This is a genomic window from Polaribacter sp. OB-PA-B3, from assembly GCF_054589375.1.
Genome location: NZ_BAAIIX010000002.1, coordinates 320,388 through 334,663 on the forward strand (window position 1 = coordinate 320,388; position 14,276 = coordinate 334,663).

14 protein-coding genes are annotated in these 14,276 nt (G+C 28.3%); all 14 read right to left on the minus strand.

Annotated elements, in window-relative coordinates:
• Positions 1-38 precede the first annotated feature (38 nt).
• The 14 genes from ACYPV9_RS05180 to ald all read right to left on the minus strand — a co-directional run bounded on the left by ACYPV9_RS05180 (position 39) and on the right by ald (position 14,144).
• Positions 39-1,682 carry a T9SS type A sorting domain-containing protein gene (locus tag ACYPV9_RS05180; protein WP_459742089.1) on the minus strand — a complete coding sequence of 548 codons (1,644 nt, stop codon included), beginning with the start codon at positions 1,680-1,682 and terminating at the stop codon, positions 39-41.
• Between the two features lie 110 nt (positions 1,683-1,792).
• Positions 1,793-2,512, minus strand: a complete 720-nt coding sequence (locus ACYPV9_RS05185; protein WP_459742091.1) for a LytR/AlgR family response regulator transcription factor — start codon at positions 2,510-2,512, stop codon at positions 1,793-1,795.
• Between the two features lie 5 nt (positions 2,513-2,517).
• Positions 2,518-2,835 (minus strand): Hpt domain-containing protein, encoded by a 318-nt coding sequence (locus ACYPV9_RS05190; RefSeq protein ID WP_299060291.1) that lies wholly within the window; start codon positions 2,833-2,835, stop codon positions 2,518-2,520.
• Positions 2,836-2,837: 2 nt separating this feature from the next.
• Positions 2,838-3,881, minus strand: a complete 1,044-nt coding sequence (locus ACYPV9_RS05195; protein ID WP_459742094.1) for a sensor histidine kinase — start codon at positions 3,879-3,881, stop codon at positions 2,838-2,840.
• Positions 3,881-5,026, minus strand: a complete 1,146-nt coding sequence (locus ACYPV9_RS05200) for an FIST signal transduction protein (RefSeq protein ID WP_299060286.1) — start codon at positions 5,024-5,026, stop codon at positions 3,881-3,883. The genes ACYPV9_RS05195 and ACYPV9_RS05200 overlap by 1 nt, the downstream gene beginning before the upstream one ends.
• A gap of 1 nt (position 5,027) precedes the next feature.
• Complete coding sequence (locus ACYPV9_RS05205; protein WP_459742097.1) at positions 5,028-7,013, minus strand: PAS domain-containing sensor histidine kinase; 1,986 nt, start codon at positions 7,011-7,013, stop codon at positions 5,028-5,030.
• Positions 7,013-7,552: a heme NO-binding domain-containing protein gene (locus tag ACYPV9_RS05210; RefSeq protein ID WP_299060283.1), complete on the minus strand. Its 540-nt coding sequence runs from the start codon at positions 7,550-7,552 to the stop codon at positions 7,013-7,015. The genes ACYPV9_RS05205 and ACYPV9_RS05210 overlap by 1 nt, the downstream gene beginning before the upstream one ends.
• Before the next feature lie 2 nt (positions 7,553-7,554).
• The gene (locus ACYPV9_RS05215; protein WP_077809342.1) at positions 7,555-7,968 is read right to left on the minus strand and encodes a response regulator; all 414 of its coding nucleotides are present in this window, start codon (positions 7,966-7,968) and stop codon (positions 7,555-7,557) included.
• Between the two features lie 125 nt (positions 7,969-8,093).
• Positions 8,094-8,561 (minus strand): DUF6495 family protein, encoded by a 468-nt coding sequence (locus ACYPV9_RS05220; RefSeq protein WP_459742099.1) that lies wholly within the window; start codon positions 8,559-8,561, stop codon positions 8,094-8,096.
• Positions 8,562-8,624: 63 nt separating this feature from the next.
• Entirely contained in the window at positions 8,625-11,750 is a 3,126-nt protein-coding gene (locus tag ACYPV9_RS05225) for a TonB-dependent receptor (RefSeq protein WP_459742101.1), read from the minus strand.
• 97 nt (positions 11,751-11,847) lie between these two features.
• The gene (gene rplI / locus ACYPV9_RS05230) at positions 11,848-12,294 is read right to left on the minus strand and encodes a 50S ribosomal protein L9 (protein WP_299060274.1); all 447 of its coding nucleotides are present in this window, start codon (positions 12,292-12,294) and stop codon (positions 11,848-11,850) included.
• A gap of 15 nt (positions 12,295-12,309) precedes the next feature.
• Positions 12,310-12,606 carry a 30S ribosomal protein S18 gene (gene rpsR, locus ACYPV9_RS05235; protein WP_077809345.1) on the minus strand — a complete coding sequence of 99 codons (297 nt, stop codon included), beginning with the start codon at positions 12,604-12,606 and terminating at the stop codon, positions 12,310-12,312.
• A gap of 3 nt (positions 12,607-12,609) precedes the next feature.
• Positions 12,610-12,951 (minus strand): 30S ribosomal protein S6, encoded by a 342-nt coding sequence (gene rpsF, locus ACYPV9_RS05240; RefSeq protein WP_077809346.1) that lies wholly within the window; start codon positions 12,949-12,951, stop codon positions 12,610-12,612.
• A gap of 101 nt (positions 12,952-13,052) precedes the next feature.
• Positions 13,053-14,144 (minus strand): alanine dehydrogenase, encoded by a 1,092-nt coding sequence (ald, locus tag ACYPV9_RS05245; protein WP_459742104.1) that lies wholly within the window; start codon positions 14,142-14,144, stop codon positions 13,053-13,055.
• Between the last annotated feature and the right edge of the window lie 132 nt (positions 14,145-14,276).

The following is a 14,276-nucleotide window of genomic DNA, read 5'->3' on the forward strand; positions in this document are numbered from 1 at the left end:
TTTTACCTTTACTATTTCCCCACGATGTGCTTTTAATTTCAATTTATTAAAAAATTACCAGAAAAGGTTTTACCTTTTTCATCCTTTAATAAATATTTATAAACACCATTTCTTAAATTTGGCGCTCTATATGTTGCTTTTAAATGTGTATAATCTGTATCTATTTTTTTAGCATCTACTACTCTACCTAAAGAATCATAAACTTGTAAATTTATAAAAGAAGAGCTAGAAGCTAATTTTATGGTTGTACTACTAGAAAACGGATTTGGGTAATTATATATTTTAACATCTAAATTAGAAACATAATTTTTTGTATTTAAAACTGTTTCTGAAGTAAAAGACAAGTTATTGACTTCTAAATTAAAAGGCACAAAGTTTGTGTAATCTCCTATTATAGAAAATACAATGGTTTTAATATTAGATATTTCAGCAGAATTACCATAAGCGTCTTTAAATTTATAAAATGGTATATTAAAAGTTCTTAATTCTGATGTTGCTGGTATTGTATAACGTAACCTGTTTTCCCAAGACCTTTCATCTGCCTGCATTATTACAAGTTCTATAGGTTTATTATTTTTTGATTTGAAATTTAAAATATTATAATTTTTTGCGTCTAGAGTTTTATTTCCGGGTAAAAGATGCCTAAATAGATTTACATTTCCTTTAACTTCTCCGATGGCTGATGTATTTCTTTCAACTTCATAAGCTTCATCAGAATTTCCTTTTTCTACAGCATTAATTTTGAAGCTATTAATAGTTGCATATTCATTTAAATAATCCAAACCCCAAGGTCCGTCAGCTAAGTATAAAACATCTTTTTGTATAGAATTATTAGTTTTTAAAGAAAAACCAATATCAAATATAGCACCTGTTTCTATATATATTACTTCATTATAATTACCAGATAAAGCAAATTTGTAAGACATGTTTTTATGCTTAGAAACTTCTGTTGCAGCAAGATTACCATCAAAAATTACAGATGATTCTTTGGTCTTGTTTATAATATTTAATTTTAATAATCCGTTTTCATAAGAACCAGATTTAACAAATACATTAGGTAATGTATTTTCTTTTTTTACACATTTCAACCCTTTTAACATAGTGTGTTTATCTATTATAAAATTGGCAATAGATACTACTTGTAAATAAGAATTTCCCCATATTTGAAAATTTTGATAATTACCTTTCGGGTATTGGTCTATACTCCAAAAACTAAATAATTCGTTTTCAAGAGTATTTTCTTTTATAGAAAAACTCAAATTATATTTAAGTTCACCGTTAGCTCTCTTTATTTTAGAACTAATAATTTTATGATTTCCAATTTCTATAAATCTAATATTTTCTAAAGTTGTATTATTTAATCTATCAATAATAACTTTCGAATGATCGTATATACTTCCTTCTGTTTTTGTTGCTAAAACTGCAGAAACTTTCTTGTTATTTTGATAGTATTCTGCTGCAAATATTTCACTTGCATTTTTGATTATTAATGTATCTTTAAGATTAGAAACTTTTACGGTTTCTGTTTTAAGAGCACCTGTTTTTGGCAAAAAATCTACTAACGAAATTGTTTGTGAAAGTAATTGTGCTTCTTTAGATGTAATATTTACTATACTCTTATTATTTTGTGCACTAAAAGATGTTATTGCTGTAGAAATTAAAATTAGCGCTATTTTTTTCATGACATAGAATTTTACATCATAAAAATAAGTATAAGAAGAATTTCGACAGAAATTATTCGATATTTACATCTTAACTATAGACGAAATGTGAAGTTAATTTAGTTAAAAGATTATAGTAAATCTAACCTTTTCATTAATTCTGGTCTTTTAGATCTACTAACAGGAACCACATCTTTCTTAATTAGAACACTGTTATCTTCTATATCAATAATTTTTTTAATATTAATAATATAAGATCTATGAATTTTAAGAAATAAAGAATCGGGTAGCTTCTCTTCTATCTTTTTTAAGGTAGAATGTACAGTATAATCTTTATTTTCTGTTTTAATTTTAATATAATCTCCTTTAGCCTCAATTAAATAAACACTAGGTAAGTCTATTTTTATCAATCTTCTATCAATGTTTACATAAAAATCATTTACAGTATCTTTGTTAGAAGATTCTGGTTGATTATTTGAAGTGATTACTGAAGTTGTTAAAGCCTTTATTCTTGCTTTATCTATCGATTTTTTAAATCGTTCTAACTCTAGAGGTTTTAGCAAATAATCGACAATAAAATCATATTCAAAAGCCTCTATAGCAAACTGAGGATCTGAAGTTGTAAGTATTATTTTAGGCGGATTTTTAATACTTTTAATGAAATCTAAACCATTAAAATCTGGCATATGAATATCTAAGAAAATTAAATCAACAGAATTTTCATTTAAATATTTAATAGCATGTATAGCACTCGGAAAATCTTCTAGAACATTTATTTCTTTAACTTCATTACATAAAGTTTTTAAAATGGTTCTAGCCATTTTTTCATCATCAATAATAATACAATTCATAAAACTTACAGAGTTTCTATATATTCTGAAATTGCTTTAAGTATTTTTTCGAAGTCTTCTTGACCATTATTGTTTAATTCTCGAAGATTGTGTTCGAATTTATTAGCAGTTTCGTAACTTTTCTCAAGTCCCAAAATACTAATTTTATGTTTAATACGATGTACGTTTTCTTCTATTTTTTTAAATTCTCCAATTTTTAAACTATCATGGTAGTCTTTTAGCTCATCAGGAAACTCAGACTTAATTACATCTATTAGTTCTTTTTTTATAGATTCGTCTCCTCTAGCTAATTGATTTATATAATCTAAATTTGGTTTTTCCATATTTATTTTTTTATTGTAAAATAAAATGTAGTTTCTTTATTTTCTATGGATTCTATCCATATTTTTCCGTTGTAAATATCAATAATTTTTTTAACAATTGGTAATCCTAATCCAGTAGAATTATTTTCATTGTCTAATTTTTGAAAAGTTTCAAAAACCTTTTCAAAATAACGTTCTTTTATTCCTATTCCGTTATCTGTTATAAAGAAATTCCAGTGGTTTTCATCTTCCTTAAAACCTATTTCTATTATTTTTACTTCCTTATTATTGTATTTTATAGCATTATCTAATAAATGATAAAATAATTTTTCTAATCTAAACTTATCACCATTAATAGTAGGCAAAGTGTTTTTAATAGAAATTTTAATATTTTCTGTTGATGAAAAATTGTTTTTTAATTTATCTACAATATCATTTAGATTTACAAGGTAAAATTCTTCTTCAATTCTTCTAATAGTAGAATATTCTAAAATACCACTAACTAAGTTATCCATTTTAAGGACATTATTTCTAATTAGTTGTAAATTTTCAATTCCGTAAGGTTCTAAAGCTGTTTTATAATCTTCTTGCAGCCAAGTTGCAAGAGTTTCTATACTTTGTAATGGAGATTTTAAATCGTGTGAAACCATTTGTGCATAATCGTTTAGCTCTTGATTTTGTAATTCTAAATCTTTTAAAAGAGCTTCTCTTTGATTATTTATCTTAATAATTTCTTTTGTTTGATTATCAATAAAATCTACAAGCGTTAAAGAGTCTGTATTTTCTTCTGGCCTATCACCTAATAAATTATACGATTGTAATTGATCTATTACACCTTCTAATTTTTCAATTACCTTTTTTTGAGAATTTGTTTCTTCTTTTAATCTACTATTAACATCAAACAACTCTTCAGAACTTATAGTTGTTGCTCTTTGTAACATACCAAATTGTTCTTCGGATGTATTGTATGATTTATTTATAGCGTCTAAAAATAAATCCAAACTTTCATTAGATTGAAATTCTTTAGGTAGATATTTTCTTATTTGTCTTTTTAAAAGAGAATTCATTATTCGCTTATTAAAGTTACCGTCATTGTTTGATTATGTAACTGGCAACTATTCTCACCTACAAAGGGAGCAATTTCTCCGTAAGAATATAAACCTGTAACAGTTGTACCATCTCCCACAACTTCTATAACTTCTTCTACTTCCTCTTCTACTCTTTGGTCTAAAACTAACTTTCTACCAATACAGCTTACCAATATAGCTAACTCTGCTTTGTTTTTTCTAAATTCGGATGCATTTATGGCAGCTTTTTCTGCTGCGTTCACAATATTATCAACATTTGTCATCATTAGCTGTACTTTTGAATTTTCAAAAATATCGCCAGCTAAAATCATCGAATTGTCTTCTTCATTAATATTTAAAATTGTTCTAACAATAGAATTTTTCTCTTTTTCTGATTTTACATTTAAAGGATATAACAATGCCGCACTTGGTAATTCTTTAGATTTTTCACCTAAATATTTTTTATATAAATCCAATGCTGGCAAGTTATCTAACTCATATAATATATTTCCTTTAGATTTTGTTACAGTTCTTTCTGGTCCAAAAGGTGTCCAACCACCATTAATAGAAAAAGTTACTTCTAAAGATTCTCCGTATAAACCAATGGCTACAAATTCACCTACTTTAGGATTTTCGTTGTAAGAAGCTATTGTTTTTTGAAATCTTGCGTCATCACCACACAAAGCACCTGTAATTAAAAGATTATCGTCTGTAGCGGCGTTCATACCAGTTGCAAATTGACTTCCGTTAGTAAAACTACCTTCAGAAACCACAAATACATGTTTTAAACCGTTTGTATTAAATTTACTAATAAGTTCTTTTCCAGCGGTAAAACTATCATATTGTTTACCAACTCTATTTTGTGATGTATTTGAAGTTTTTATAACAAAAGAGCTTTTTTCAAACTCAATTGCTGTAATTGTTATACTATCCTCATCTATAGAATCAGAAGAAATATCACCACAAGAAGAGCCGAAAACAATATGTCCGTCATTAAAAATACCTTTAATTTCTTCGTAAATATTATCATCTTCTAATAAAAAACGATTACCGAAAACAAGTACTAATGGTTCTTTTAAAATAATCTTTTCTGATAAGTATTTCCAATCAGAATTTTTTCTTTTTTTTAATTGTACCGTTTTCATTTTAGTTCTTTTTTAGTGTGAAGAAAAAAGTTGTACCCACATTTGGTTCACTCTCTAACCAAATGTCACCTTCATGTAAATCGATTATTTTCTTTACAATTGATAAACCTATTCCTGTAGAATCTTTTCTTTTGTTTAATGAATGAAATACTTGAAAAATTTTCTCATGATATTTCTTCTCAATACCAATACCATTATCTTTAATAGAAAACTGGTGAAAAGTATTTTTATCTTGATATTCAATCTCAATCAAACCAACTTCTTTATCACAGAATTTAATAGCATTACTAATAAAATTTTGGAATAATTGTTGAAATTTAGTTTTATCTCCTTTTATAATTGGTAAAGTATTAAGAACGTTAATAGATATGTTTTCTGGAACATATAAAAAGCTCTTTAAATCAGAAATAGTAGTATTTAAATCTACATCATCAAGAGAAGTTGTATTAGATCCTGCACTAGAATACTCTAAAACATTAGAAATTAATTTTTCCATTGTTTCTAGTGTAGTATTAATTAGATTAAAATTTTCGAGAGTCATTTCATCAAATTTCCCTTCATTATCTGCTTTAATCCAAGAAACCAAAGCGTCTATACTTCTTAGCGGAGATTTTAAATCATGGGAAACAATATGTGCATATTCATGCAACTCTTCATTTCTTTTTTCTAACTCTTTTAATATTTTTTCTTTTTGAAGTTCTAATTTTTTAAATTCTGTAATGTCTAAATTGATTCCTATAGAACCTACAATTTCACCAGAAAGATTGTAATTTGGCGCGCCACTTACTAACCAATGTCTAATTTCACCAGATTTAGTTTTAACCTTTAATTCATAAGAATCAGACTCTCCTTTAAGTCTTTTATTTCTTTGAATCTTTAATCTTTCTGCGTCTAAATCTGTTAATGGAAAATATTCATTTCCTTTTTTTCCAATTAATTCTTCTTTAGAATAACCAGACATTTCAATAAAACTTTGATTTACCATCAAAATCTCATTTTTAGTATTTATTTCTATTAAGCCAAGATTCATGTTAGCAATAATATTGCTATACTTTGCTTTTTGAGCTTCTAGACTTAAACTATAGTTTTTCTCTAAAGTTATATCTCTAAATGTCCATAAAAACCCATTTAGATTTCCAGAAACTATAATTGGCATATAATTTCTTTCTAAAACAGTTCCATCTTTCAATTCTAAATGGTCTCCAAAAACAGCAGTTTTGTTAGTAACTATTTCAATGATTCGACTTTCAAATTCATCGGGTTTTTTAAATAGTGTTTTTATTTCTTCTAAAGCCCAATCACTATTTCTACCATATAAATCTTCTGGACTCTCTTCTAGCTTAAAAAGTTGGCAAAATTTATTATTTGTTAGAGAGATTTTTCTGTTTTCATCTTCTAAAATTATACCACTGTTTAAATTTAATACCAAAGCAGACAGTCTATTTTTAGACTCTAACAACTTCTCATCTGCAGCTCTTTTTTCTGTAATATCTCTTACAATACCTTGGGCACCAATAGGCTGTTTTTCTTTATTATAAATGATACTAGCATTAATCTGCACCCATTTTATTTCCTTAGACTTTGTATAAATTCTAGATTGGTAATTTTTAAAAAAACCTTTGGTTAATAAATCAAAAAAAGAAGATATTGCATATTCCATATCTTCTTTATAAACTAAATCTTTAACGTTTAAGGTTTCATTATTAATGTCATAACCAAAAAGATGTATTGCAGGTTCATTAAACTTAACGACTTTTCCACTGAGATCCATTACAACAAATGCATCTACAATATTTTCGAAAACACCTTCTAATTGTGTAGATTTTTCATCTAATAATGTTTCTAATTTTGTGTTGGTATCCTTTAACTTTTCAGATACAAAATATAAATCTCTAGATTTATCTTCCAGGATTTTTTCTGCAGCTTTTCTTGCAGATTTCTCTCTTTTGAGAGCTCTTTCTAATATGTCAATTTTTTCTTGGCTCATTAATTTTTATTAATAAGAAATTTAACCACCGTGCCATCTTCCTTTATTTTTTCTAAAACAATAGTTGCTGTAGAATTAAAGTGTTCGAATGTCTTATTCATTAAACCAAGACCAAAATGATGCATAGCTCTACTAGATTTATAAATTAAAACTAAAGAATCTTCAGTTTTCTCTTCTACAATAAAAGTAGGGAGCTCTGCATCTGGGTAAATTTTTCTAACTTCTATATGAATATGATCTTCTATTGAAGAAATCATTTCTATGGGATCTTTATAGGTTGCCAATAAACCTGGGTAACTATTTTCTATAACACTAAAAAAGTGTTCTGCGTAAACTAATAATAAATTATCAATAGATATATTAGTGTTTTCACTCAAGTGTTTTAGTAGTTGTAACATCTCAGAAAAACTATACGTACCAATAGACGTATAAATACCTTCTGATTCTAATGTTGATTGCGAAATAATTTTATCAACCATTTCAATACCAAACTTTTCTTCAACTAAATCTAAGAATTCAGTAAAAACAATACCTTTCATAACTAATATTTTTTTAATTCATTAATGCTCCAATAATTTAGTACAGTTTCAATTTTTTTAACATAATCGTCATATTTTAAAGGTTTTAGCATGTATCCAGAAACACCTATACTATAACATTCTTCTAAATCTTTTTGATTATCTGAAGTAGTTAAAATTACTGTCGGAATATGTTTAATTTCATCATTACCTTTCAATATTGTAAGAAATTCTATCCCACTTAATTTTGGCATGTTTAAATCTAATAAAATTAAATCAGGAAATTTACTTTTATCTTCTAAAATTTCTAATGCCTCTTCTCCGTTTTTTGCAACTGTAATATTGTGAGTTAATTCTAATAATGAAATGGTTCTTTTCATTTTCATTATTTCGATTAAATTATCCTCTATTAACAGTATATTAATTTGTTTACCCATGATTAATTTACCTTGTTTTAAACAAAAATAGTTTAATAAAGAGTTGTTAACTTATATTGTAGGTTAAACAAATTTAACTGTAGACAAGATACAAAAAAGTATAGATGAATGGTAATAAAAATTTTCTATGCGATAATTTGCTCAAAATAATTAAAAATCTCTCCTTTAGATATGGTTGCTCCTTTTTCAATAAGGTCAAATATTTCTGTATTTCTCTCAGAGTTATATGCTTTATTTCCCGTAAAAATATCTATAGAATTGTCTAAAGGGTTTTTCATTAACCACTCAAATCCTTCTTGCTCTAATAAATTAATATCCCAATTTATTTTTATTGCAATTCTTTTTATTTCTTTTTCATTACATTTAAAAAGGTTTACAGAAGTTTTAGAACAGTGCTCTACAAATTTTGTTTTTGTTAAAACATCATCCCATACAATATCAGAAAAAATGTTCATTTCTTCTTCTGCAACTTTTGGTTTTTCTTTTTTAATTTGATTCCATTCTTTAACATCTATACTTTGCGAAGCTAAAAATCGAGCAAATTCTTCATGTAAACTTTCAAACTGTTCTTTTGTAAGTTGTCTATATTTCATAACATTATATATAAAAAAACCGCCCATAATTGGGCGGTTCAAATATCTTAATTCTAAATTGATTTAGAAAATATAACGCAAACCAATTTGAGCCTGCCATCTTGATAATAATGAAGACGAGTAACCAAAAGTAGTTTGTTGGTTTTCATCAAAAGTGTAAACTGGGTTACCAGCGTTATCAAAACTAACACCAATTGGCTGTACACTGTTTGGTTGCTGAATTAAACCCCATTTAGAGTTTAGTAAATTACCAAAGTTTAAAATATCTACACTAAATTGAACAGTATTTGTTTTACCGTTACCAACATTTATATTTAAATCTTGCAATAATTTGATATCCCATTTTCCTCTCCATGGTGCCAATGCTCCGTATCTTTCTGCATATGCTCCTCTTCTACCGTTTAAATAATCATCTTGTTGAATATAGTTTTCAAAAGCAGTAGCTTGTCCTGCTCCAGAGAATTGCATTTGTGCAACTTCATTAGTTGTAGGAATATAAATTAAATCGTTTCCGGCTGCACCATCTCCGTTAATATCTCCACCATAAGTATAGTTAAATCTTCCACCTTGAGCATATTCGAAAAATGCAGATAAAGTAGTAGACCATTTGTCATTTCCGTACGTCCATTTTTTACTAGCTACACCAACAATACGATGCGTATCACCGTATTTAGAATAACTTAATTGTTCGTCATTTACATTATTTAATGCTGGATTAAATGCAAATGCATCACCTGTAATTTCTGCTTCAATAGAGTTTACATCTTTTGCATTTAAATAATTATACGCAATTGTTGTATATAAACCGTTATCAAAAGTTTTTTGAGCTTTAAAAGAAGCATTCCAAATTCTACCTTTGTTTGAGTTAGTTAACGTGTATGCGTTTGCATTTCCTAAGAAAGAAGTTGCATGATCTCCTGCTAAATAAACAGGTCTATTATCTACACCACTTAAAGTGCCTGAAGGTGTTTTTAATCCCCAGTTCTGTACATGAACCCCGTTAATATCTTTCGTGTAAGAAATATCCGTAGTTAACACAACTCCGTTTTCTAAACGTTTATCAATACCAATATTTGTTCTCCAAACTTGCGGAAATTTAAAATCTGGGTCTACAACCTGATAAAAGAATACATCAGAACCACTTACCTGGTTTCCGATCCACACAAATGGTAAACGGCCAGTAAATAAACCAGTTCCTCCTCTAATTTGTAAACTAGAATCTCCTTTAGCATCCCAATTAAAACCAACTCTTGGCGAAATTAACCATTGGTTAGACGGCATTTCTGTAGAATCAAATACATAAGGATTTCCTGTCTCTGGATCTGTATATTCAATTCCTGGTACAAACCATTCAGAATTTTCTGTATCAATAAATTTTTGAGCTAATTCTGATGTGTTAAAAAATAATGGTTTATCGAATCTTATACCGTATGTAAGTTTAAAATTGTTATTCACTTCCCATTCATCTTGAACATAAAAAGCTAATTGACCAAAGTTCATTTCAGCTAAATTCCATCCACCATCTACTCCTTCTCCTAAATTATTTTTAGTATTAAAAGTAGTTTGAGCATTTGCTAATGCGTTGGCATAATTATTTGCATCAAAATTATCAATATCAACATTTCCAAATACATCAAAACCATAACCTTTTAAGTTAAACGAGTTTTTAAACATAAATTTTTCAAAAGAAAAACCAACTGTATAGGTATGGTCTCCTTGAAAAAAGTTCATGTTATTAGTTAATTGAAATACTTTTTGATCTAATCTATTGTTAATAGAAAAAGGTTCATGACCAGCTATAATATATGGCGAACCATTTTTATAAATATTGATTACTGGTGCCGGAGCAGAAAAAGGATCTCTTGAATCTTCAAAATGAGAATATCCTAATTGTAACTTATTTGTAGTATTTTCTGCTAAATTAGAATTCAATTCAAATTGAAAAGAATTTAATTTATTATTGATTCTATAACCTGAGTTTTGAAACTGTAAAGTGTTAAAATCTGGTCCACGTCTATTAATTGCAGTTGGATGCGCAGGTTTATCTTTAGAGGCATTTAAGAAATTATAAATAAAAGCAACTCTATTGTTTTCATTTACGTTCCAATCTAATTTAAAAATTCCTTTAGTAGACTCTGTGTCGTGTGTAAAACCTTCATAACTACCAGTATCGTAACCAATACCAGCAAGAGCATTTTTAACATTGATTAAATCTTGTTCTAAAACTCTAGATTCATTTATTAAACCAGAACCTCTGTTTGGCAACCAGTTCTGGCCTAAATCAACACGTTCATCTTTTTCAAAATTTGCAAAAAAGAATAATTTATTTTTCACTATTGGTCCACCAATACTAACACCATATTGATTCTGAGTTAATTCTGGCACAAAAATATCTTGACCATTAACTTTACTACCTGTTAAATCTTCATTTCTATAAAAACCATACACAGTACCTGTAAATTCATTAGTACCACTTTTTGTTACTGCATTTACAGAAGCTCCTGTAAAACCAGATAAAGTTACATCATAAGGCGCTGTAGATACAGAAACCTGATCTATTGCATCTAAAGAAATTGGTTGTGCACCTGTTTGTCCTCCTGGGGTTGGTGCATCTAAACCGAATGGATTGTTAAAAATTGCTCCGTCTAAAGAGAAGTTATTAAATTGATCATTTCTACCTCCAAAAGAATTTCCACTAGCCGAAGGCTCTAAACGTGTAAAATCTGCTGTAGATCTAGAAATTGTTGGTAATGTTTTTAATTGCATTGCAGAAACACTTGTTTGTGCACCTGTTCTATCGCTATTAAAAGTTTTGTTTTTTGATGAAGAAATAACTATTTCATCTAATGATTGCCCTTCTTCTGCTAACTTACCATCAATGTTAGTAGTTTTTCCTAATAGTAAATAAACGTCATTAACTTCTTGAGATTTAAATCCTAAATAACTAAATGTTATTTTGTAAGGACCACCTACTCTTAAGTTTAATACGGTATACCTACCATTGTCTTGAGCTGTTGTGCCAGTTAAAGTTCCTGTTGGCACGTGTAATACCGATATGGATGCGCCAAATAATGGTTCTCCTGTAACATCTGTTACAATTCCCTTAATTTTTGATGAAGTAACTTGAGCGTTTACGCTAATTACAGCAAATAAAAATAAAGAAAGCACTAAAATAAATTTTTGCTTCATTTTGTATAATTTGAGTTTACCTCTCAAAAATAAAACAAATAAAAAGCATCTACTTAAAAAGTAGATGCTTTTTTTTAACAATGTGTTAACATTTAAGTTACTCTGCTACTACTTCAAAAGTAATATCAGCAACAACTGCTCTATGTAATCTTACAGCAGCTTCGTATTTCCCTAATCTTTTAACATTACCACCAGTAACTTTGATAAATTTCTTATCAATATCTGTACCAGCTTTTGCTATAGCTGCAGCTAAATCTATGTTGTTTACAGATCCAAATAACTTGTCTCCAGAACCAACTTTAGATGCAATTTTAATTTCATATCCTTTAATTGTTTCTGCAATTGCATTTGCATCTTCAACTAATTTAGCTTCTTTAAAAGCTCTTTGTTTTAAATTCTCTGCTAAAACTTTCTTTGCAGATGAAGTAGCTAAAACTGCTTGTCCTGTAGGGATTAAAAAGTTTCTACCGTAACCGTTCTTTACAGATACAATATCGTCTTTAAATCCTAAATTTTCTACGTCTTGTCTTAATATCAATTCCATGTCTCTACTTCTTTATTATTTTAACAAATCTCCAACGTAAGGCATTAACGCTAAATGACGCGCTCTTTTAATTGCTTGTGCAACTTTACGTTGATACTTTAATGAAGTTCCTGTTAAACGTCTTGGTAAAATTTTACCTTGTTCGTTTACTAAATACATTAAGAAATCTGCATCTTTATAATCGATATACTTGATACCTTTCTTTTTAAATCTACAGTATTTTGCTTCTTTTTTAGTATCTATATCTAATGGCGTTAAATATCTAACGTCAGCAGATTTACCACCTTTTGCTTGTTGTTCTATTGATGCCATTTCTTATTTTTTACTAGATTTAACACGTTCAGTTCTAACTTTAGCCCAAGCCGCAGCATGTTTGTCTAATTTAACAGAAAGGTAACGCATAACGCTATCATCTCTTCTAAATTCTAACTCAAATGCAGCAATTTCTTCTCCAGCTACTTTGTACTCGAATAAGTGATAAAAACCACTTTTCTTTTTTTGGATTGGATACGCTAATTTTTTTAAGCCCCAATCTTCTTTAGAAATCATTTCGGCACCTCTAGAAACCAAATAGTCATTAAACTTTTGTACTGTTTCCTTTATCTGAGTATCAGATAAAACGGGATTCAAAATGAAAACAGTTTCGTAATGATTCATAAATTAAATATTTATTGTTTATTTTTAAGGGTGCAAATATAGTAACTTTTTAATTATTAACAGTAATAAAATTAAAATGTTTATTAGCAAGCTTTTTTAGTTTAAATTTTAAGGTTAAATGCTTCGTTTATTTCTTTGTAAACGACTTCACCCTTAATAATATTTAAACCTTTAGATAAGTTTTTGTCTTCTGCGCAAGCTTTTTCCCAACCTTTATTGGCTAGGTTTAAAACAAATGGTAAAGTTACATTTGTTAATGCCATTGTAGATGTATATGGCACAGCACCTGGCATATTTGCTACACAATAATGTACAACATCATCAATAATATATGTAGGATCTTCATGCGTTGTGGCTTTTGTAGTTTCAAAACAACCGCCTTGATCTACAGCAACATCTACAATAACTGTACCTGGTCTCATTTCTTTTAACATGTCTTTTGTAATTAATTTAGGTGCTTTTCCTCCTTTAACTAAGACACCACCAACTATTAGATCATGAGTTTTAATTAATTGTCTAATGCTATATTCGCTAGAAAAAGCGGTGGTTACATGATTTGGTAAAACATCATTTACATAACGTAATCTTTTCATGTTAATATCCATAATAGTAACATGTGCTCCTAAACCTGCTGCCATTTTTGCAGCTTGCACACCAACAACGCCTGCACCTAAAATTAAAACCTTACCAGGTTTAACTCCCGGAACTCCGCCTAATAAAATACCACGTCCTTTAATTGGCTTTTCTAAATATTTAGCACCTTGTTGTATTGCCATTCTTCCGGCAACTTCAGACATTGGTGTTAAAAGTGGTAATGTACCATCATTATCTTCTACTGTTTCATAAGCAATACAAATAGCTTTGCTTTTAATCATAGCCAACGTTAAAGGTTCGCTAGAGGCAAAATGAAAATAAGTAAAGACAATTTGGTTCTCTTTAATTAAAGGATATTCTGATGGAATAGGTTCTTTAACCTTTACAATCATTTCACTTTTACTGTAAACTTCTTCTATAGTTTCTAGAACTGTAGCACCAACTTCTAGATAATCTTTATCAAAAAAACCACTTCCTTCTCCTGCTGTAGATTGCACAAAAACTGAATGATTTCTTTTTGTAAGTTCAAAAACACCAGCAGGTGTCATACCTACTCTACTTTCGTTGTTCTTAATTTCTTTAGGAATTCCAACTATCATTTTGCTTAATTTAGATATTTTAAGCGAGTAAATTTAGTTTGATTTTTTTTATGATTTAAACTAAAAATTAACATTACATAATTTTTGTAATATTAATATTTTAATCGCTTTTTTTAATTATTTTTAATAATA